This is a genomic window from Agromyces sp. PvR057 (assembly GCF_040547485.1).
Taxonomy (GTDB): domain Bacteria; phylum Actinomycetota; class Actinomycetes; order Actinomycetales; family Microbacteriaceae; genus Agromyces.
In genome coordinates this window covers 296,471-316,093 of the sequence record NZ_JBEPPT010000002.1, presented here as the reverse complement: position 1 = coordinate 316,093, position 19,623 = coordinate 296,471, and the positions used below count along the sequence as shown (strand labels likewise).

Below are 19,623 nucleotides of genomic sequence, written 5' to 3'. Positions count from 1 at the left end.
GACGCTGGCGCGCCTACGCGGCCGGCGGCCGGCGGCCGGCGATCCGACGATCAGACGAACGCGGCGATGCCCGTGATGGCCCGGCCGACGATGAGCGTGTTCATGTCGTACGTGCCCTCGAACGTGTAGACGGCCTCGGCGTCGGCGAAGAACCGCGCTGCGCCGTGGTCGAGCTGGATGCCGTTGCCGCCCATGAGCTCGCGGCTGCGCGCGACGACCTCGCGCATCTTCTTCGTGGCGAAGGCTTTCGCCATCGCCGAGTGGTGGTCCTTCTGGGCGTCCTCGTCGAGCATCTCGCTCACGCGCACGCAGAGCGCGATCGACGCCGTGATGTCGGCGAGCGAGTCGGCGAGCTTCTGCTGCACGAGCTGGAACGAGGCGATCGGCTTGCCGAACTGCACGCGGCTCTTCGCGTAGGCGAGGGCGGCCTCGTAGGCGCCGACGGCGACGCCGATCGCCTGCCACGCGACATCCGCTCGGGTCAGTCGCAGCACGATCGCGACGTCGCGGAAGCCGTGGATCTCCTGCAGCCGGTCGGACTCGGGCACGATGACGTCCTCGAGCACGATGTCGGCGTTCTCGACGGCGCGGAGGGACTGCTTGCGCTCGATCTTCGTGGCGGTGAAGCCGGTGGCGGGCTGGCGCACGAGGAAGCCCTTGACCTGGTCGTCGGCCGTGTCGCGCGCCCAGATGACGACGACATCGGCGAAGGTCGCGTTGCCGATCCAGCGCTTGGCGCCGTTCAGCACCCACTCGTCGGTGCCGTCGGCGGTCGTGCGACGGGTCGCGGTGGTCTCGAGGCCCTTGGCCGTGTCGGAGCCGTGCAGCGGTTCGGTGAGCCCGAACGCGCCGATGAGCTCGCCGCGGGCCATGGGCGCGAGCCACTCGGCCTGCTGCGCTGCCGAGCCGCCGACCGCGATGGCGTTCATCGCGAGGCCGGAGTGCACGCCGATGAAGGTCGCGGTCGACGGGTCGACGCGGGCGATCTCGAGGGCGACCCAGCCGCGATAGACGGCCGAGTTCTCGAAGTGCGCGACCTCGGGGATTCCGGAGCCGAAGAGCCCGAGCTCGGCGAAGCCGGGGATGAGGTGGCGCGGGCTCGTCGTCGCCTCCCAGCGGTCGTCGGCGCCGGGGCGCACCTCGCGCTCGAGGTAGTCGCGGATCTCGGCGACCGAGGCCTGCTCCACCGGCGTGAGCCGGCGCATGAAGCCGTAGAAGTCGGCGTCGAGCACGGCGGCCGGGGTGCCGGCCGTCACGGCGTCGGCGGTCGCGCCGGCTGCGTCGTCGGAAGGGCTCCCGGCAGTGGACTGCGGGTCGAGTGTGAGCGTCATCGCTTCTCCGTTCGTCGGTGAACACGTCCACTATGCATCATTTTCCAGAATGTTGCATGTGAATCCTCGAAGGAGGGTTAGAGTTCCGGCATGCCGACGACGACGGGAACCACCCACGAGATCGCCGAGGTGGGCCTGCGCGCCGCACCCTCGTGGCTCTCCGAGCGCCTCGCCGACGGCGCCCACGCCGACGCGGTGCGCGCCTTCGAGCTCGCCCGCGAGACCTTCATCAGCGGTCGGCGCATCGACATGGGCTCCCTCGCGACGACCCTCGGCGTCGACCGCACGTCGCTGTTCCGCTGGGTCGGAAACCGCGACGCCCTGCTCAGCGAGGTGCTGTGGTCGCTCGCCGCGCCGACGCTCGTGCTCTCGGAGCACGCGACCGAGTCGCTGCGCGGCGCCGAGCGCGTCGCCGAGCAGCTGTCGAGCTTCGCCGGGGCGCTCATCAGCGCCGACTACTTCCGCGACTTCCTGCGCCGCGAGCCCGCCAGGGCACTGCGCCTGCTCACCACCACCGAGAGCGAGATCCAGCGCCGCTACGTCGCCACGGCGCGCTGGCTCGTCGAACGCGAACTCGGCGATCGCCCGCTGGGCGGCGCCATCTCCACCGACGAGCTCGCGTACCTGCTCGTGCGCGTCTCGGAGTCGTTCACCTACGCCGACCTCATCGCGGGCGACACCCCGAGCGAGGCCCGCGCACGGCGTGCGTTCCGCATCCTGCTCCGGGCGGACTGACGGGTGCCGACGATGACGCACCGACCAGAGCGCCGCCCGTTCACCACCCGCTGGAACGACAACGACCAGTACGGGCACGTGAACAACACCGTCTACTACGAGGCCATGGACACCGCCGTCAACACGTGGATGATCGAGCACGCCGGCCTCGATCCGCACGGCGACGAGCCGATCGGACTCGTGGTCTCGTCGAACTGCGAGTTCCGCGCGTCGGCGTCGTTCCCCGAGCCGCTCGAGGTCGCGATCGGCGTCGAGCGCCTGGGCTCGTCGAGCATCACGTGGTCGCTCGGCATCCACCGCGCGGGCGAGACGGAGGCGATCGCCGAGGGCCGCTTCGTGCACGTGTTCGTCGATGCGGCGAGCCGTCGGCCGGTGCCGATCCCGGGCGGCATCCGTTCCGAGATCGAGGCCCGACTGCTCGCCTGAGTCACTGGGGCGAGCGGATGCCGCGAGCATCGGCCGTGAGCATGAACCGTCCCGGGTTTCATGCCGCGTTCTTTCTGGTGAAAGGATGCGATTATGCCAAGAATTTCCCTGCCGAGGTTCGCGAGCGAGCGGTTCGGATGACGCTGGATCGGCTGCCTGACTACGCATCGGTCTCGGCTGCCGCGCACGCGATCGCGCCGAAACTGAACATCGGTGTCGAGACATTACGGAAATGGGTCGTCCAAGCACAGATCGACGCCGGAGTGAAGGCATGCCCCTCGAGTGCGGAACTCGACGAGATCAAGCAGCTCAAGAAACAGGTCCGCGACCTCGAAGAGGCCAACGAGATCCTGAAGAAGGCATCGATTTCTTCGCGAGGGAGCTCGACCCTCGCCACCGCTGATCTGCGCCTTCATCGATGAGATGAGGGCCGATGGCCACGGAGTCGAGCAGACCTGCCGGGCCCTGCGGGAGCAGGGCCTGCTGGTGCCTTCGCGGTCGTATCGGGCTTGGCGGATCCGCCCGGCATCAGATCGCACGATCGATGACGCCGCCGTCATCGCGGTGCTGCACCGGCTCCGCGTGCGGGATGCGAAGGGCAGGCAACAACCAGAGGTCCTCTACGGGTGACGGAAGATGACAGCGTGGTTGGCACGGACCGGGTTCCCTGGGATCAGCAAGCACACGGTCGACCCGTTGATGCGCGCGGAAGGCATGAACGGGTTGATCCGCGGGCGTAAGCCCGCTCGCGGGCCAGCGAGACGAATGCCCGTCGCGCCGCGGATCACCTGAACCGCGACTTCTCCTCCCCGTCGCCCAATCATGTGGTGGTGGAACAACCAGCGACTCCACGGCGAGCTCGACATGCGCACCCCGATCGAGGTCGAGCAGGCGTACTGCGCTGACCTGGAATCAGCCCACCCGGCACCTGCCGGACAAGGCTCCCGATAGGAACGAAAGTCAGGCCGATTCACTCACCAACGGTCGGATCGTCCGGCTCACACGGCGTGTCGCGGATCTCACCGAGCGGAGTAAGCCAAGCTCCAGGAGCGAGACCGTCGTCGGGGATCTCGAACGCAGCCGAAAGCGACGCCTCAGATATGTCGTTGAGTCCGAGGTCGAATCTCGAACCGGGAACCGGGTTCACGTCGTCCAGCGCGATCGAGTTCCGCAGGCCAGAGTTCTGCCCCGCAACGATCATGGTGTCACCCGAGCGGGCATGCAGGTCTCCGACCGCAGTCCATACCACTCGCGTATCATCCGCTCTCCTCGCCCCGGTCGTCTGCGAGAGCCGGACGCCGGAAATCGTCATGTCCTCGCACACGCCGATCACGAGGTGGGTTCCATCGAAGCCCAGACTGTACGGGCCGAGAATCTCGTAGTTGCGGTTGCAGCCCGACAACATCGCGACCGAACTCAAAGCACATACGACCGCCATCAGAGGACGCATCTTCACCATCCGCACGCTTTCTGGTACCCGCCACCTGGTGCCGCGGTGAACTCGATCGGATTCAAGCATCCGCCTCCATCATTCGGAGCGTTTCCGGTAAAGTACGACGCGCCCGCTCCCGCCCCCCAGATCAGAACATACAGGTCATTTCCCAACACAGCCGATTGAGTCGTATGCGAGATCTCATGAGCCATCAGCTTCGGGCGGCTCGCGAATTCGGATCGCGGCATCGAGGTCAGGATCACGTTTCCGATCGTCATCGTGCCCTGCGTGGGAAGGCCTGCGCAGAGCAGGAGACCTTGCTCGAATGTCCCACAACCACCTCCTGAAGCGGACAGGACGTTCCCTGCGGCAGCGCCGACCATGGTCAATGGCAAATTCCGAGTGGCGCGCGCAACTGGCGCGGCCTTACTTACCGCCTTACGTGCCTGAATGGCGAAAGTGGCAGCAGCAACCAATGCAGCCGTATACACCGCTCTGGATGCCGACAACCCGCCCCTGTAGCTGCCTCGGCTGCATGCGCCACAATCCTGCATTTGCCCGCTGAGGTCGGTCCCGTTGATGGGGTCGGCTGGGTAGTCGTAGTTGTTCGTCACGCCGCCTTCGACGGGGTCGACTTCGAGGAACCGTCCCAGCGCGGGTACGTACTGGCGGGCACCCATCTCGATCGTGTGGATCGACCCGGCATGCTCGGTCAGCTTGCGATGCGTGCCGAGCCACCCCCAGTCCGCATCCCCCTCAAGAGTGTCCGGGCCCGCATCATCCGCCGCGAGCGTCCCGATCCGACCCGTCACCGGGTCGACCGGTTGCCCGAACGGGTCGTACCGGAACACCCCGACACTGCGGATGCCGGCAGCATCCGCCGTGACCGTGACATCCCCATGCATGTTCGGATACGACCACGACTGCGACGCCCCCGTCCTGGACACCGTCACCCCGCCGGGCAGGCCGACGAAGGACTGCCCGACCCCGTTCGCACCGTCGAGGATCAGGGCCGCGCTGTCGCCGTCACCTGAGAACGCGTACGTGCGCTGCAGATCCGGCCCGTGACATCCCGCAGGTACTCGACCGTCCGACCACGAGCAACGGTGGTCTTCACGTGCCGGTCGGCCACGTCATACCCCAGGGCCTGGTCCGCGAGGGTGGTCGTGTTCCCGTACGTGTCGTACGCCAGCTGTCAGCGGCCGTCGTCGTCCTTACGATACCCGCGGCTGTATGAGCGAGCGGCGGGTAGCCAGAGCAAGATAGTTGCAAGGACCACGCATGCAACCGCGATCAGGATGAACCATTGGTCGCGGACCGAGAGAATAAGGGTGACGGCGATCAAGGCTGAAGCAAATCGAGGCCAACTCCGGCCCTTCCGGGCGTGTATGCCGCATAGTATGGGCCCCCCGCCGCACACGACCGCAAAAGTGACCGTGCTTATGGCGAGCAATGCGGCAACCGCGCGGTCGCCAGTCCAGGGAACGATGAATGCGAAAAGGATCAGCGCGAAGATCAACGCTGACGCGCCACCGATGATCAAGAGATTGGCGCCAACCTCAACAGACCTTGGGGTGGCACCACTCCTGGGTAGTTCGAATTTCGTCATTGGGCAATCCTCGCTCTACCGATTCGGAGTCGTTGGAATGTGGAACTGGCGGTGGTACGAATCTCTTTGAACCGTCCAATATTCGTTCGCGCCGTACAACCAGTCAGCGGCGGATTCAGGGTCGATCGCGCCGGGATTTCGCGTGACTACGGCCTCGTACCCCTGAGGGGCGATTGAGATCGTATTCAGTACGACTGGACCGAACGCGGCCCAAGACGCGGCACATGCTCTAGGGCACATGGATACCAGAGTGGTCCGTTCGTAAGTGGCACGTGGGAGGCAACGAAGCTCGGGAGCATATGCATCGCTGGCGTATCGCATCTCGCCCGGGGCGCACCCAGACATCTTATTCGGCCCATTCGGTAGGAGCCTCGGTACTGGCCGAGGCACTGTCAACTGACCACGTGCGGCACCGGGCTTCGAGTAGTAAATGGAGTTGCAGGAGGATGAACCGCAGTCCTGACGGAAGCCGGTCAGATCAAGGTTGTTTATCGAGTCGGCTGGGTAGTCGTAGTTGTTCGTCACGCCGCCTTCGACGGGGTCGACTTCGAGGAACCGGCCCAGCGCGGGCACGTACTGGCGGGCGCCCATCTCGATCGTGTGGATCGATCCGGCGTGTTCGGTGAGTTTGCGATGCGTGCCGAGCCACCCCCAGTCCGCATCCCCGGTCAGTGTGTCCGGGCCCGCATCATCCGCGGCCAGGGTGCCGATCCGCCCGGTTGCCGGGTCGATGGGTTGCCCGAACGGGTCGTACCGGAACACCCCGACACTGCGGATGCCGGCAGCGTCCGCCGTCACCGTGACATCCCCATGCATGTTCGGATACGACCACGACTGCGACGCCCCCGTCCTGGACACCGTGACCCCGCCAGGCAGTCCGATGAAGGACTGCACGACCCCGTTCGCCCCATCCAGGAGCAGGGCAGGGCTGTCACCTCCGCCGGTGAACCCGTACCGGGTCACGAGGGTCTCCGGGTTCTGCCCGGCCGGGGTCTCGGTGCGCTGCACGATCCGGCCCGTGACATCCCGCAGATACTCGATCGTGGGACCGCCAGCGACGGTGGTCTTCACATGCTGGTCGGACACGTCGTAGCCGAGGGTCTGGTCCGCGAGGGTGGTCGTGTTCCCGTGCGCGTCGTACGCCAGCTGTACCGCCGTGATGCCCGCCGCGACCGGTGACACACCAGGACCGGCCGGTATGCCGGTCACCGTGGTTGAGGTCAACCGGTCGGTCTGGTCGTAGCAGTAGGCCGTCGAGACCGGGCTGCCCCCATCGGGCAGGTCCGTGAACGAGGTCCGGTTGCCGTTCAACCCGGCACCGGTGTTCACCCCGCACCCGCCGGTCGAAGCGAAGCCGTACGACAGGGTGTGGCCCGGGATGATCGCGGACACCAGGCGTCCCGCACCATCGAACGCGTACCGCGAGTTCAATGGTGCCGATGAGCCGTCGGTGAGGGTGTTCGCCACGATCCGGCCGGACTGGGAACGGAACACCGTGTCCGACACCGACGCTTGGCCATTCGGGAACAGCCACGACATTCCGGTCAGCGCACCGGCTGGGTTTCGTTGCAGATCCGCCAGGCTCGAGCCGTTCGCGTACGTCACACCCGTCAACTGCCCGAAGGAGTCGTACGCCGGATCCGCCAACTGCGTGTCGTCGATGCTGACGGGGTCTGTCAGATGAACGGTGTTCCTGGGCCGGCGGTCATTAGTTGATGCGGCCCTCGAAGGCGATCGCGAATGCGTTCAGCGCGGGCTTCCATCTCGTGGCCCAGCGTGCCCTGCCGCGCCCTGTCGGGTCAAGTGAGCGAGTCACGAGATAGAGACACTTCAGCGCGGCCGCGTCGTTCGGGAAGTGCCCGCGCGCCCGCACCGCCCGCCGGTAGCGGGCGTTGAGCGACTCGATCGCGTTCGTCGAGCAGATGACCCGGCGGATCTCGATGTCCCAGTCCAGGAACGGCACGAACTCGCTCCATGCGTTCTGCCAGAGCTTGCTGATCGCCGGGTACTGGGCGCCCCACTTCGCGTCGAACTCGCGGAACCGCTCGGCCGCGGCAGCTTCGGTCGGCGCGGTGTACACCGGGCGGAGGTCCTTGCCCATCTCTTCCCGGTAGTGCCGGGACGCGAACCGGAACGTGTTGCGGATCAGGTGGATGATGCAGGTTTGCACGGTCGCGAGCGGCCAGGCGGTGTTGATCGAATCGGGCAGGCCTTTCAGCCCATCGCACACGACGATGCACACGTCCTCGGCGCCGCGGTTCTTGATCTCGGTCAGTACCCCGAGCCACCGGGCAGCGCCGAGCTCAACGATTCCGGTCGTATCCGGTTCTTCGTCGAACCGACCACGACAACGCCGTCGGAAAAGAGAAAAGCCCCGGCGAGAAATAGCTTCTCACCGGGACTTCTTCACGTGGTCGGGCTGACAGGATTTGAACCTGCGACCCCTTGGACGATCTGGCCCGTTGTGGGTTACGTCCGGATGTCTCGGAAACTCGCGGATTCCCTCGTGATTGCGGGGAACCGGATGGTTCAGCAGTTCCGATTGTAGGCACTCAACCCTGAATGTTCACGGGTCTTCGGGACAGGAAAACGGCCAGTCGCGCCCCGCGAATCAGGTCCGCTCAGCTCGACGAAAGCCGCTCCCAAGAAATCAATGAATGCGGCCGGCCACTTGCCATGTTCCATCCCTGAATGACAATCGGAACGAAAGTCAGGCCGATTCAGTTCCGAAATCTGGTCACCATTGCAGTCGTACTAGGAGTCTCAAGCAGGGCAGGCCAGCCAACCTTCACGCGAAGTACTTTTCGATCACTGCGTCTGTGTACAGCCCATCCGCAAGGAAACGCACGCGCGAGTTTTCAGCCTTTGCCTTCAACTGCTCCAAGCTGAGGCGATCACCCGCGTCGCGCACCGTGTGAGGATAGCCGCGCGCCACTACGGCGTACCAAAATCCCGTGTCTAGGTGCCCGACCATGAGATAGCAGCGCGCGAATGGGCCAGAGGTCAGGATGCCGACTACACGATCCTTGTCATCCAAGATTCGTTCCAAGGGCAACTCAGCTGTCGATTGAGCTACCGTTTGCTCGAACGAGACCCTAGGCGCGATCGCGCCGTTGGTTCGTCGGAACGCGAGCACCACAACTGGAGTCATCACGACCGCGAGCCCGCCGACCATCACCAACTTGAATCCCAAGTCAGTCGGCACGACAACAATGAAGATGAGCGCCGGAACGAGCGCGAGGAAAAACCCGCCGGACCAGAGGAACCTCAGGAGTCGACCCATCAGAACCCGTACCCCCTCGTCCACCCACCCCTGTGCTTTTGATACATCCATTTCGTGGCGGTGTAGCCACCGTAGGCAACTTCAGCTCGCCTAAATGGTTGCACGGTCCGACTCTCAAAGTTCCGAATCTTGCCTGCAATCTGTTGCCGAGCGCGCTTGTTTGCTGCCGCTGAGCCGTCTTTCGCGCCCTTGGGAAAGAGCTTCATTCCAGAACGCTGAAGGGCCTGAGCCTTCATGAGAACCTTTCCCACGCCGAATGTTGCTGCTCCAACCAGGTTCTCGACGCCACCCTCGACAGGATGCGTGTCAGGTCTAAGAGTCACCTAAACCTTCAGCAGTCCCGACAGGCGTTCGGGAGGATCGCTGAACCTTCGAAACTCTCCCCAGGGATCGTTCGGGTCCAATGTATGGATTGCAGCAGTCCCATTTTTGAGGATGGCCAACGCTAAGCCTGAACCTCTGATTGCTTCGATCAATTTCAAGGCGGGTGCGTTCGGAGCGATCCGCTTCACTCGCCTCGCGGACTCCCTCACTCCCTCACGTCCCTCCCAGGAATAGCCAAGCTCACGTGTGCGGTCTTGAAGGACAGCAACGATGTCGTCGACGCCCATGACCTCCACCCCGTTGCTCAGGCGAACGCCATGAGCGGCTTCTACAAGAACTCCCCGCTCAGGAACTACCGCAAGGTCATAACCGAAGCGGGAAAGAGCTGCTGCGAATTCGAAGAACGTGAAGTAGTTTTTCGCAGTCTTCTTTCGTATACCCCTTACGGCAAAGAGCAGCCCGCGTGCGGCTGCATTCGCCCTGATCATTGTCGGGACCAACTGGCTTGAGCCAAGTTGCTCGGCTAGGGCTGTCGCCATCACGTTTCCCGGGTCGCGATCGAACAGGAATGCGCCCGTCTGGGCAGCCAAGTCCTCCGGGACGCTCGCCATTCGCCACGAAAGGACTTCACTCCGCGCATCCTGCCGGCTCTGCGTCAACTCGATTTCAGTAAGCCACGGATCGAGGATCGGGACGACGTCCCAAATCCAACTGAAGACCTCATCCGCCGGTTCGTCCATGCCCACATTGCATATTGCGTCCAAACTTGGGCCACGAACGAACGAACCCGCATACGCACCAGCAGTGCAGTATCCAAGCGCTACGGCTTGGGAAACGCTCGGAGCGATCACCAGACCTGCCACCCCCTTCCGTGATAGACATGCAGGTTCTTCAAGTCTGAACTACCTCGTCCTAGGTTTCCGGTCTTTGACCAGCTCAGGTTCGAAGTCCACTGGCGGCCGCCAACGCTGGCAGGGTTGGACTTGACAACTGGCGCTCTCCACTGGCGGAGGCTGTTCGCGCTGGTCAACATCGGCGTTCGGCCGTTCGCAGCGAGCCCCTTAACGGCATTCGCGCCTGTGTACGCACGCCCTGCCGCTTGTGAAGCCATCCGACCAATCAGTCCGGGCGCCCTCACCCCTGCTTGTAGCGCCGCATTGGCGGCTGCCCCGCCCCTTTCGATTGCCATGGCAACCCGATAAATGCGGACGGCAAGGATGGCGACGCGCGCGACTGCCGCAACCGCACCAACACCCGGGATGAACAGCGCTGCGGTTAGAGCGATCTCACCAACCATCAGCCAATCGACATCACCCCACTCAAACTCACCGGTAAGGTCGAATCTGTTAACGGGATCGGCGGGGTAGTCGTAATTGTTGGTGACGCCGCCTTCGACGGGGTCAACTTCGAGAAACCGGCCCAGCGCGGGCACGTACTGGCGGGCGCCCATCTCGATTGTCATGATCGACCCGGCATGCTCGGTCAGTTTGCGATGCGACCCGAGCCACCCCCAATCCGCATCCCCTTCGAGGGTGTCCGGGCCCGCATCATCCGCGACCACCGTGCCGATCCGCCCGGTCACCGGGTCGACCGGTTGCCCGAACGGGTCGTACCGGAACACCCCGACACTCCGGGTACCGGCCGCATCCGCCGTGACCGTGACATCCCCATGCATGTTCGGATACGACCACGACTGCGACGCCCCCGTCCTGGACACCGTCACCCCGCCAGGCAGGCCGATGAAGGACTGCACGACGCCATTCGCCCCATCCATGAGCAGGGCAGGGCCATCGCCATCACCGGTGAACCCGTACCGGGTCACGAGGGTCTCCGGATTCTGCCCGGACGGCGTCTCGGTACGCTGCACGATCCGACCCGTGACATCCCGCACATACACAACCGTGGGACCACCGACGACCGTGGTCTTCACATGCTGATCCGACACGTCATACCCGAGGGTCTGATCTGCGAGGGTGGTCGTGTTCCCGTGCGCGTCGTACGCCAGCTGTGCCGCCGTGATGCCGGCCGCGACCGGTGACACACCAGGGCCGGCAGGGGTGCCGGTCACCGTGGTTGAGGTCAACCGGTCGGTCTGGTCGTAGCAGTAGGCCGTCGAGACCGGGCTGCCCCCATCGGGCAGGTCCGTGAACGAGGTCCGGTTGCCGTTCAACCCGGCACCGGTGTTCACCCCGCACCCGCCGGTCGAAGCGAAGCCGTACGACAGGGTGTGGCCCGGGATGATCGCGGACACCAGGCGTCCCGCACCATCGAACGCGTACCGCGAGTTCAATGGTGCCGATGAGCCGTCGGTGAGGGTGTTCGCCACGATCCGGCCGGACTGGGAACGGAACACCGCATCCGACACCGACGCTTGGCCATTCGGGAACAGCCACGACATTCCGGTCAGCGCACCGGCTGGGTTTCGTTGCAGATCCGCCAGGCTCGAGCCGTTCGCGTACGCCACACCCGTCAACTGCCCGAAGGAGTCGTACGCCGGATCCGCCAACTGCGTGTCGTCGATGCTGACGGTCTCGACTTGGCCGTCTGGGTTGTAGGTCAGCTCGGTCACCGTGGCGGCACCGCCGGGCGGGGTCACAGTGGATGTGATGGCCTGGCCGAGGAGGTTGTACCCGGTGGTCGTGACCGTACCCCAGACGTCGGTGTACGAGACGATCCGGCCGAGGAGGTCTGTCACGGTGGTGATCGCCCCGGCCGGATCCTCGGCCCGACCGGTCAACGGGTCACCGCCGACGGCGTGCGTAAATGTTGCCGTTCGCGCGGGAGTGTCCGCGAATGCAGGAGTTTTCACCTCGACCGTGCGGCCCCGGGCATCGAGGGCGGTGCAGGTCCATGCGGCGTCGCCGGTACGTTTCACACCTCGCTGCCGCCCGTAGACGTCATACACATACTCCGTGGTCACGCTTGTGCCGTCCGCGGACGGGGGTGCGGTCGCCTGTTTGAGGGTACCGCCCTGCGGGGTCGACGTCGGCAGCCCGCAGATCGCGCCGTCGGCCGGCCATGCCTCGCCGATGGTCTGCGTGTCACCGTAGTAGTCGTACCCGGTGCCTGCCTGCGCGACCGTGGCCCCGGCAGCCACACCGGCGGGCAGCATCCGGGAGACCCGGCGGTTATACGTGGTGTCGTACTTGGTGACGGTGCGGAGGTTGAGCCCGGCCGGGTCGACCGTCGTCGTTTCCGGCAGGCCAAGCCACGGTGTCGGGTATGACGTGCTCGAGGAGATCGCCGGCACGTTCGCGTTCGTGACACCGGCCTGGGCGCCCGCACCGACCGAATCATCCGTCGTCGACGATGTCGCGAGGTTGTACGCCGGAGCGAACGCGGTGCCGGGGATCTTCACGAATCCCGCATCGCCGGGCTTCTTCCACGTCACCTGCAGCGCAGAAAGACCAGCGGTCTGGGAATACTGCACCCGGATGCGGGCAACCTGCCCCGCACTGCTCGCGGTGACCGTTTGCACGGGTGATGCCGCCCAGTTGCCCGACCGCCAGAAATCGACGATCGGGTTGTCATCGATCCACACTCGCGAACCGTCATCGGAGTACGTCTGGAACGAGTAGACACCGGCCTGGGGAAACGTGATCGTGCCGGTGAACTGCGCCGACCAGTTCGTCGCTGGGATCCCGGTGACCGGTGATGACCCAGCCCAGTCCTTGTCGACTGCGCCGCCGCTGACGGTCGGGATGCCGAGAGAGAACGCCTTCGGCACACCACTCAGGGTCGCGTTGTCGAACCACTGGGCATCCAACCCGGTCATGCCTTCGTCATACCGGCTGGAGCTGTGGCCGGGAACGATCGGGCACGACACCACTGGTCGACGATTCGCGTCGAAGCACCCAGCGGGCGCCGGACCGTAGGTGTCGGTGACCCGGTCCTGCTGGTCGTAGATCGTCGTGGACTTCCGTCCGAGCGGATCCGTGGCCGACAGGGTCTGGTCCTTGGCGTTCCACTCCGTCGTCCCCGACAGCCCCGAGGGCGAGGTTTCAGACGTTGCACGCCACGCGGCGTCGAACGTGACCGTGCGCGCGAACCCGGTCGCCGGTGCACCCCAGAGCCCCTGTCCCGCGGCCGTGACCTGTGTCCGTCCTGCAGCGCCGGGCACCGCGTCAACGTAGGTGTACGTGTGCTTCGGCTGATCGGCAGCGGTCAGCCCATCGGGTGCAGCCAGGCTCACGCTCGCGGCCCGGCCCTGCGCGTCGTAGCTGATGCTCGTGCGGTTCGTGACCGCGGCGACCCGGTTGCTGCCCGGCACGCGGAGCCAGTCGGTCTGCACCGAGTCCCGGACACCCGTCAAACGCCGATTCGCGTCATACGAGAACGAAGTCTCTTCCGCGCCGGGATCGATGATGCCGATCAGACGCCCATCAGCATCGAAGTAGAGACGAGTACTCGTCTGGTCCGGGTACTCGATCCGGCACAACATCCCCGCCGGCACGGACTGCGCAGCGTCACACGCACTTGCGAGACCGATCAGGTCGCCGCCGTAGAAGTACTCCACGTCGCGTTGCGTGCCGGAACCGCCGAGACGATCGTACGTGCGCTTCACGAGCCCGGCGTTCGTGCCGCTCGTGTTGTACTCGACCGCAGGCGCGGTCGGTTTCTTCGCGTCCAACGGGCCCGTGACCGTCTCGATGTTGCCATCGGCACGGAACACGTGCACCAGACCGCCACCATCGGTCAACGTGACCCGACCGTCACCGCCGATCGTGATGACGCCGACTTCCCCGACCGGCGGCACATACCCGCCCGTCGGGTTCTTGGTGTACGCATGCGTACCACCCGCGAGATCGGTCAGCGTGATCGAGCCTTCCTCGACGCGAACCTTCGTGTAGGTGCCCAGATCGCCCGCGAGGATCGTCGAGGAAGCCCACCCGTCAGGGAGGACCTCAGCGGTCTTCGTGTACCACGATGCCGGAACGATGAACGCACCGCCGAAGGACCCGTCGGGATTCTTCTTCTTCGCCCAGACCTCGACATACCCCAGGCCGCCCATGTCGAGGAACTCGGCCTTGAACGCCACCGGTGCCCCCGTCAGCGTCTTCACCGTGCTGCTCCACGCAACCGTCGCGTTCAAGACAGGGGTGCTGTAGCGATCGATGACCTTCGTGTCACCGACAGTGACCGCGACACCGTCGTCCTGGGTCGCACCAAAGACGTATTCCCCACCACTCGACGGGGTAAGGAAACCAGACCATCGGGCCAGGAACTTGTCTGCTGGTACGCCCGCGCCCGGGGACTCAAGCGCCCACTGGAACGAGATCATCGGGTCGGTTCGAACCAGAACTCGTTTGGCTTGCCCGAACTCCCACGACTGGCTCTGGCCCGGGTTCGGCGTCGCATCGAAGTACTCGCCCTTCAAACCCTTGATCGAAGGCAACTGCGAGTTGTACGTGAACGACACCCCCATCGATCCGCCCGCGGTGGCGACCGTCGGCGATGAGAAGCTCGTGCTCACGTTGCCGGACGCAAGATTGACCGCTACCGGCCCCGCAGCATCCGTGGGGAAGGGGCCGGTCGTGCCGAGTCTCGAGTTCACCGTGAACCGGTTCACCCACGGCGTCTGCGACTCCGAGTACTGGTCCTTCGTCAGCACGGACCACGAATAGGATGTGCCGTCCTGCAGCGACCCACGGGCATCGAACATGTTCCAAGCATACCGACCGCGCGGTATGCTGTCGTGACGGGCCGACGAAAGGCCCCTCGCGCACCATGGCGGTGCGGGCACCATGGCGGTGCCGGAAAGGCGATCGACGATGACCGACACCCCAGGGCTGAACCTCGAGGGCTTCTCCGCATGGCTCGCCGAGGCGCACCCCGAACTCGTCGAGACCGGTGCCGAGACCGGCACCGGCGTGGACCCCGCCCCCTGGTCCGCGACCCTCATCGCCGGGGGGCGCAGCAACCTCACCTATCGCGTCGACGGCCCGCGCGTGCCCCTCATCGTGCGGCGCCCGCCGCTCGGCCACGTGCTCGCCAGCGCCCACGACATGGGCCGCGAGCACCGCGTGATCAGCGCGCTCGCGGGGTCGGGCGTGCCGGTGCCGCCCGCGGTCGACCTCGTCGACGACACCGAGGCGGCCCGCGTCACGGGCACCCCGTTCTTCGTCATGCACGTCGTCGACGGCGTCGTGCTCGCGAGCCCTCGACAGAACGCCGACTACACGGCATCCGGACTGCACGGGCTCGGGCTCGAGTTCGCCGCGACCCTCGCGCGACTGCACACGCTCGACGCGGCATCCGTCGGCCTCGCCGACTTCGGTCGCCCCGACGGCTACCTCGACCGGCAGCTGCGCACCTGGCGGCGGCAGCTCGAGGCCTCGCGCAGCCGCGACCTGCCCGAGCTCGACCGGCTGCAGCAACGGCTGGAAGAGCGGATGCCGCCGGCGGGCGACATCCGCAGCGGCATCGTGCACGGCGACTACCGCCTCGACAACGCGATCATCGCCGGACCGGCCGACGCGCCCCGCATCGCGGCGATCCTCGACTGGGAGATGGCGACCCTCGGCGACCCGCTCGTCGACCTCGGCATGCTCGGCATGTACTGGAACATCGCCTCGCTCGCGCCCGATGCCGTCGGCCTCACCCGCAGCGCCGTCGACCCCGCCGCTGGGTACCCCGAGTTCGACGAACTCGTCGACCACTATGCGCAGGCCGCCGGCATCCGCACCCCCGACCTCACCTGGTACCGGGCGTTCGCGGCCTACAAGCTCGCCGTGATCCTCGAGGGCATCCACTACCGCTACCGCCAGGGCCAGACCCTCGGCGAGGGCTTCGACCGCATCGGCCAGCTCGTCGAACCGCTCGCGAGCACCGGCCTCGGCCACACCACCGACTCGACCACCACGAACTCGTCCACCACGAACTCGACCACGGGAGTCTGACGCATGGATTTCAGCCACGACCAGCGCACGCTCGACCTCATCGACCGGGTCGAGGCGTTCGTGCACGAGCGGGCGATCCCGGCCGATCGGGTGCTCGACGAGCAGCTCGCCGCGACGCCCGGCGAGTGGCGATTCCGGCCCGTCGTCGACGAACTCCGCACGGCCGCCCGCGCCGAGGGGCTGTGGAACCTGTTCCTCCCCGGCGAGCGCGGCGCGGGCCTGACGAACGTGCAGTACGCGCCCCTCGCCGAGGCCACGGGCTGGTCGCCGCGGCTCGCGCCCGTCGCGTTCAACTGCGCCGCACCCGACACCGGCAACATGGAGGTGCTCGCCGACTTCGGCACGCCCGAGCAGCAGGCCGAGTGGCTCGACCCGCTGCTCGCGGGGCAGATCCGCTCGTCGTTCTGCATGACCGAGCCGGATGTCGCGTCCAGCGACGCCACGAACATCGCCACCCGCATCCGTCGCGACGGCGACTCGTACGTCATCACCGGCCGCAAGTGGTGGTCGACGGGCGCGATGAACCCGGATGCCGCGATCTTCATCGTCATGGGGCAGACCGACCCGGATGCCGAGCGCCACCGCCGGCAGTCGATGATCCTCGTGCCCCGCGACACCCCCGGCGTGCGCATCATCCGCCCGCTCACCGTGTTCGGCTACGACGACCGCGACCACGGCGGCCACGCCGAGATCGCGTTCGACGACGTGCGCGTGCCCGCGACGAACCTCATCGCGGGTGAGGGCGAGGGGTTCGCGATCGCGCAGGCCCGGCTCGGGCCCGGCCGCATCCACCACTGCATGCGCGCCATCGGCATGGCCGAACGCGCCCTCGCCCTCGTGCAGGAACGCGCGAACAGCCGCGTCGCGTTCGGCCGGCCGCTCGCCGAGCAGGGCGTCGTGCGCGAGTGGGTCGCCGAGTCCCGCATCCAGGTCGAGTCGCTGCGCCTGCTCGTGCTGAAGACCGCCTGGCTCATGGACACGGTCGGCAACCGCAAGGCGATGACCGAGATCCAGGCCATCAAGATCGCCGTGCCCCGCGCCGTGCAGCAGATCCTCGACCGCGCGATCCAGCTCTTCGGCGCCGCCGGCGTCTCGGGCGACCAGCCGCTCGCCGAGATGTTCGCCGGCGCACGATCGCTGCGCCTGGCCGACGGCCCCGACGAGGTGCACCTGAGCGCGCTCGGCCGGGCCGAGCTGCGGCGAGCACCGCGCGGCTGAGCGCGCCGCCGCATCCGGCGGACCCCGACGACCCCCGCACCATCAACGACGATGAAAGGAACCGCCCCCATGACCCCCACCACCAGCGCGCCCACCCGCACCCGCGCCGCCGACCCCGCGGTCGACGGCGACGGCTTCGGCACCCTCTCGGTCGCGAGCATGCTCGCCGAGTCCGCCGCCCGCACGCCCGCCCGCGCCGCCCTGCACTTCATGGGGCAGACCATCGACTACGGCACGCTCTGGGACCAGAGCCGCGCCTACGCCGGCGCCCTGCGCGACCGCGGCATCGGCCGGGGCGACCGCGTCGCGATGCTCGTGCCGAACGTGCCCGACTTCCCGCGCGTCTACTACGCGGTCCTCGCCCTCGGCGCCGTCGTGGTGCCCGTGCACCTCCTCTTCAAGGCCGAGGAGATCGAGTACGTGCTGCGCGACTCCGGCGCCGACGTGCTCGTGGCCGCCGGTCCCCTGCTCGCCGAGGCCGTGCCCGCCGCGACGGCCGCCGGCGTGCCCCTGGTCACCGTGCTCACGCCGCCCGTCGAGGCCGGCGGACCGGACCTCCCCCGACTCGAGGCGGAGGCCGCGGCATCCGCCCCCATCGACCGGCACGTGTCGGTGCGCCCGACGGATGCCGCGACCATCCTCTACACGAGCGGCACGACGGGCACGCCGAAGGGCGCCGTCGGCTCGCACCTCGCGATCGTCGAGCAGGTGCACTGCGCGCTCATCGACGCGTTCGACATGCGCGCCGACGACGTCGTGTTCGGCGGGCTGCCGCTCTTCCACACGTTCGGGCAGACCGCGGTGATGAACATCGCGTTCCGTAAGGGCGCCTCGATCATCCTGCTGCCGAAGTTCGATCCCGACCAGGCGCTCGAACTCATGAACGTGCACGGCGCGACGGTCTTCACCGCGGTGCCGACGATGTTCGTGGGCATGGTCGAAGCCGCACTGCGCTCGGAGGCCCGGCCGCCGCTGCGCTATGCGGTCTCCGGCGGTGCGGCACTGCCGGTCGCCCTGCTCGAGGCGTTCGAGCGCGCCTACGGCGCCGAGGTGCACGAGGGCTACGGCCTCACCGAGACCTCGCCGACGGTGTCGTTCAACATGGTCGGCGAGCCGATCCGGCCCGGTACCGTCGGCCGCACCTACTGGGGCATCGACGCCGCCATCGCCGACTCCGAGGTCGAGGGGCGCATCGCGTTCCTCGAGGAGCCGGGCGCGCTCGGCGAGATCGTCGTACGCGGCCACAACCTCTTCAAGGGCTACCTCGGGCGCCCGGATGCCTCGGCCGAGGCCGTCGTCGACGGATGGTTCCGCACGGGTGACCTCGGCACGATCGTCGACGGCATCATCACGATCGTCGACCGCAAGAAGGACATGATCGTGCGCAACGGCTACAACGTGTACCCCACCGAGGTCGAGGCCGTCATGATGCGGCATCCGGATGTCGCGCTCGCCGCCGTCTTCGGCGTCGCCGACGACACCCGCGGCCAGGAGGTGCATGCCGCGGTCGTCGCCCTCGACGGACACGAGGTCGATCCGGAGGCGCTCGTCGCGTTCACCCGCGACCGCATCGCGGCCTACAAATACCCGCGCGTCGTGCACGTCGCCGAGTCGCTGCCCCTCGGCGGCAGCGGCAAGGTGCTGAAGCGGCAGCTCGTCGAGCAGTACTCCCCCGAGGCGGTGCGCCAGGCGCCCTGAGGCTCGGACAGGCTGCGGTGGCTGTGAGCGCGTGAGCGTGTGAGCCGAGGTCCTCGCGGGCGGGTCTTACGGGGACATCGCGGCGAACCGAACCAGGGGAACACGCCGTCGCAACGCCAGACTCGACGAACGCGCTTGAGGGGGACCCACGTTCGGAACAGCCGATCCGGCTCAGAGCGGTCCGAGGACGTCGCGCACGTCGGCGTGCAGTTGCAGGTCCTCCAGCACGGTGAGCAGCTGCCGTTCCTCGTAGCGGAAGTGGTTCTCCATGATCGCGGCCACGCCCGCCAGGTGCCGGTCGAGCTCTGCAGGCGAAGCGGCGCGGTCGAGGGCATCGCGGAGACCGCCGAGAAGGTGGCCGATCATCGAGTGGTCCTTTTCGAGATTCCGCAGGATCGGCGCGACGTGGGGGTGCAGTTCCTCGATCGCCGGGAACAGTGCACGGTCCTCGCCGCGATGGTGCCCGTCGAGAGCTGCGCAGAAGCCGTGGCAGAAGAGCAGCACATCACGGCCGGCTTGCTCGGACGTTCCGCCGTGCTGCACGGCCTCTCGGGCAACAGCGAGTGCGTCTCGGAGACGCCGGTGCACGGTGCGCAGTTCAGTGCTCCAGGCGAGGAGCCTGGTCGTGTCGCGCTCAACCACGCGACAACGAAGGGAGTGATGCGAGC

At 66.7% G+C, this 19,623-nt stretch carries 15 protein-coding genes and 1 pseudogene; 6 read left to right on the top strand and 10 right to left on the bottom strand.

Annotation, left to right across the window (positions count from 1 at the left end):
* Positions 1-50: 50 nt before the first annotated feature.
* A complete protein-coding gene (locus ABIC29_RS10665) occupies positions 51-1,331 on the bottom strand; it encodes an acyl-CoA dehydrogenase family protein (RefSeq protein ID WP_502915476.1) in 1,281 nt (426 codons plus the stop codon).
* A 90-nt stretch (positions 1,332-1,421) separates the two neighbouring features.
* Here ABIC29_RS10665 and ABIC29_RS10660 point away from each other — a divergent pair, with 90 nt between their 5' ends.
* From ABIC29_RS10660 to ABIC29_RS10650, 3 genes are read left to right on the top strand one after another with little or no spacing between them, the layout of a single operon-like run.
* Positions 1,422-2,066 (top strand): QsdR family transcriptional regulator, encoded by a 645-nt coding sequence (locus tag ABIC29_RS10660; RefSeq protein ID WP_354245223.1) that lies wholly within the window; start codon positions 1,422-1,424, stop codon positions 2,064-2,066.
* 12 nt (positions 2,067-2,078) lie between these two features.
* Positions 2,079-2,492, top strand: a complete 414-nt coding sequence (locus ABIC29_RS10655; protein WP_116084839.1) for an acyl-CoA thioesterase — start codon at positions 2,079-2,081, stop codon at positions 2,490-2,492.
* A gap of 35 nt (positions 2,493-2,527) precedes the next feature.
* Positions 2,528-2,914 (top strand): transposase, encoded by a 387-nt coding sequence (locus ABIC29_RS10650; RefSeq protein WP_354245220.1) that lies wholly within the window; start codon positions 2,528-2,530, stop codon positions 2,912-2,914.
* A gap of 548 nt (positions 2,915-3,462) precedes the next feature.
* Here ABIC29_RS10650 and ABIC29_RS10645 read toward each other — a convergent pair.
* From ABIC29_RS10645 to ABIC29_RS10610, 8 genes and pseudogenes are all read right to left on the bottom strand, one after another.
* A complete protein-coding gene (locus tag ABIC29_RS10645; RefSeq protein ID WP_354245217.1) occupies positions 3,463-3,951 on the bottom strand; it encodes a hypothetical protein in 489 nt (162 codons plus the stop codon).
* Positions 3,945-4,829, bottom strand: coding sequence for an RHS repeat-associated core domain-containing protein (locus ABIC29_RS10640; RefSeq protein WP_354245215.1), 885 nt, complete (start codon positions 4,827-4,829; stop codon positions 3,945-3,947). Before ABIC29_RS10640 ends, ABIC29_RS10645 begins: the two co-directional genes overlap by 7 nt.
* A 290-nt stretch (positions 4,830-5,119) precedes the next feature.
* A complete protein-coding gene (locus tag ABIC29_RS10635) occupies positions 5,120-5,533 on the bottom strand; it encodes a hypothetical protein (protein WP_354245212.1) in 414 nt (137 codons plus the stop codon).
* A 15-nt stretch (positions 5,534-5,548) separates the two neighbouring features.
* The gene (locus ABIC29_RS10630; RefSeq protein ID WP_354245209.1) at positions 5,549-7,138 is read right to left on the bottom strand and encodes an RHS repeat-associated core domain-containing protein; all 1,590 of its coding nucleotides are present in this window, start codon (positions 7,136-7,138) and stop codon (positions 5,549-5,551) included.
* Between the two features lie 103 nt (positions 7,139-7,241).
* Positions 7,242-7,832: pseudogene (locus ABIC29_RS10625) on the bottom strand (IS256 family transposase); the annotation flags it as partial.
* A gap of 489 nt (positions 7,833-8,321) precedes the next feature.
* Positions 8,322-8,816, bottom strand: a complete 495-nt coding sequence (locus ABIC29_RS10620; protein ID WP_354245206.1) for a hypothetical protein — start codon at positions 8,814-8,816, stop codon at positions 8,322-8,324.
* Between the two features lie 323 nt (positions 8,817-9,139).
* Complete coding sequence (locus tag ABIC29_RS10615) at positions 9,140-9,880, bottom strand: hypothetical protein (protein WP_147309199.1); 741 nt, start codon at positions 9,878-9,880, stop codon at positions 9,140-9,142.
* A 107-nt stretch (positions 9,881-9,987) separates the two neighbouring features.
* Positions 9,988-14,802 carry a PA14 domain-containing protein gene (locus tag ABIC29_RS10610; protein WP_354245203.1) on the bottom strand — a complete coding sequence of 1,605 codons (4,815 nt, stop codon included), beginning with the start codon at positions 14,800-14,802 and terminating at the stop codon, positions 9,988-9,990.
* A gap of 109 nt (positions 14,803-14,911) precedes the next feature.
* On the opposite strand from ABIC29_RS10610, the gene ABIC29_RS10605 reads away from it, so the two are divergent.
* The 3 genes from ABIC29_RS10605 (at position 14,912) to ABIC29_RS10595 (ending at position 18,955) form a co-directional block, all read left to right on the top strand.
* Positions 14,912-16,039 carry a phosphotransferase family protein gene (locus ABIC29_RS10605; RefSeq protein ID WP_354245200.1) on the top strand — a complete coding sequence of 376 codons (1,128 nt, stop codon included), beginning with the start codon at positions 14,912-14,914 and terminating at the stop codon, positions 16,037-16,039.
* 3 nt (positions 16,040-16,042) lie between these two features.
* Positions 16,043-17,257 carry an acyl-CoA dehydrogenase family protein gene (locus ABIC29_RS10600; RefSeq protein ID WP_354245198.1) on the top strand — a complete coding sequence of 405 codons (1,215 nt, stop codon included), beginning with the start codon at positions 16,043-16,045 and terminating at the stop codon, positions 17,255-17,257.
* Positions 17,258-17,326: 69 nt separating this feature from the next.
* Entirely contained in the window at positions 17,327-18,955 is a 1,629-nt protein-coding gene (locus ABIC29_RS10595) for an AMP-binding protein (RefSeq protein WP_354245196.1), read from the top strand.
* A 171-nt stretch (positions 18,956-19,126) separates the two neighbouring features.
* Here the strand turns inward: ABIC29_RS10595 and ABIC29_RS10590 are convergent, their stop codons facing one another.
* A complete protein-coding gene (locus ABIC29_RS10590; protein ID WP_354245193.1) occupies positions 19,127-19,597 on the bottom strand; it encodes a hemerythrin domain-containing protein in 471 nt (156 codons plus the stop codon).
* Positions 19,598-19,623 lie beyond the last annotated feature (26 nt).

Bases quoted from the DNA above. Each gene is read 5' to 3' on its own strand.
- ABIC29_RS10665 (WP_502915476.1), bottom strand. From the start codon at position 1,331: ATGACGCTCACACTCGACCCGCAGTCCACTGCCGGGAGCCCTTCCGAC.
- ABIC29_RS10660 (WP_354245223.1), top strand. From the start codon at position 1,422: ATGCCGACGACGACGGGAACCACCCACGAGATCGCCGAGGTGGGCCTG.
- ABIC29_RS10655 (WP_116084839.1), top strand. From the start codon at position 2,079: ATGACGCACCGACCAGAGCGCCGCCCGTTCACCACCCGCTGGAACGAC.
- ABIC29_RS10645 (WP_354245217.1), bottom strand. From the start codon at position 3,951: ATGGTGAAGATGCGTCCTCTGATGGCGGTCGTATGTGCTTTGAGTTCG.
- ABIC29_RS10640 (WP_354245215.1), bottom strand. From the start codon at position 4,829: ATGCATGGGGATGTCACGGTCACGGCGGATGCTGCCGGCATCCGCAGT.
- ABIC29_RS10635 (WP_354245212.1), bottom strand. From the start codon at position 5,533: ATGACGAAATTCGAACTACCCAGGAGTGGTGCCACCCCAAGGTCTGTT.
- ABIC29_RS10620 (WP_354245206.1), bottom strand. From the start codon at position 8,816: ATGGGTCGACTCCTGAGGTTCCTCTGGTCCGGCGGGTTTTTCCTCGCG.
- ABIC29_RS10615 (WP_147309199.1), bottom strand. From the start codon at position 9,880: ATGGACGAACCGGCGGATGAGGTCTTCAGTTGGATTTGGGACGTCGTC.
- ABIC29_RS10610 (WP_354245203.1), bottom strand. From the start codon at position 14,802: ATGTTCGATGCCCGTGGGTCGCTGCAGGACGGCACATCCTATTCGTGG.
- ABIC29_RS10605 (WP_354245200.1), top strand. From the start codon at position 14,912: ATGACCGACACCCCAGGGCTGAACCTCGAGGGCTTCTCCGCATGGCTC.
- ABIC29_RS10600 (WP_354245198.1), top strand. From the start codon at position 16,043: ATGGATTTCAGCCACGACCAGCGCACGCTCGACCTCATCGACCGGGTC.
- ABIC29_RS10595 (WP_354245196.1), top strand. From the start codon at position 17,327: ATGACCCCCACCACCAGCGCGCCCACCCGCACCCGCGCCGCCGACCCC.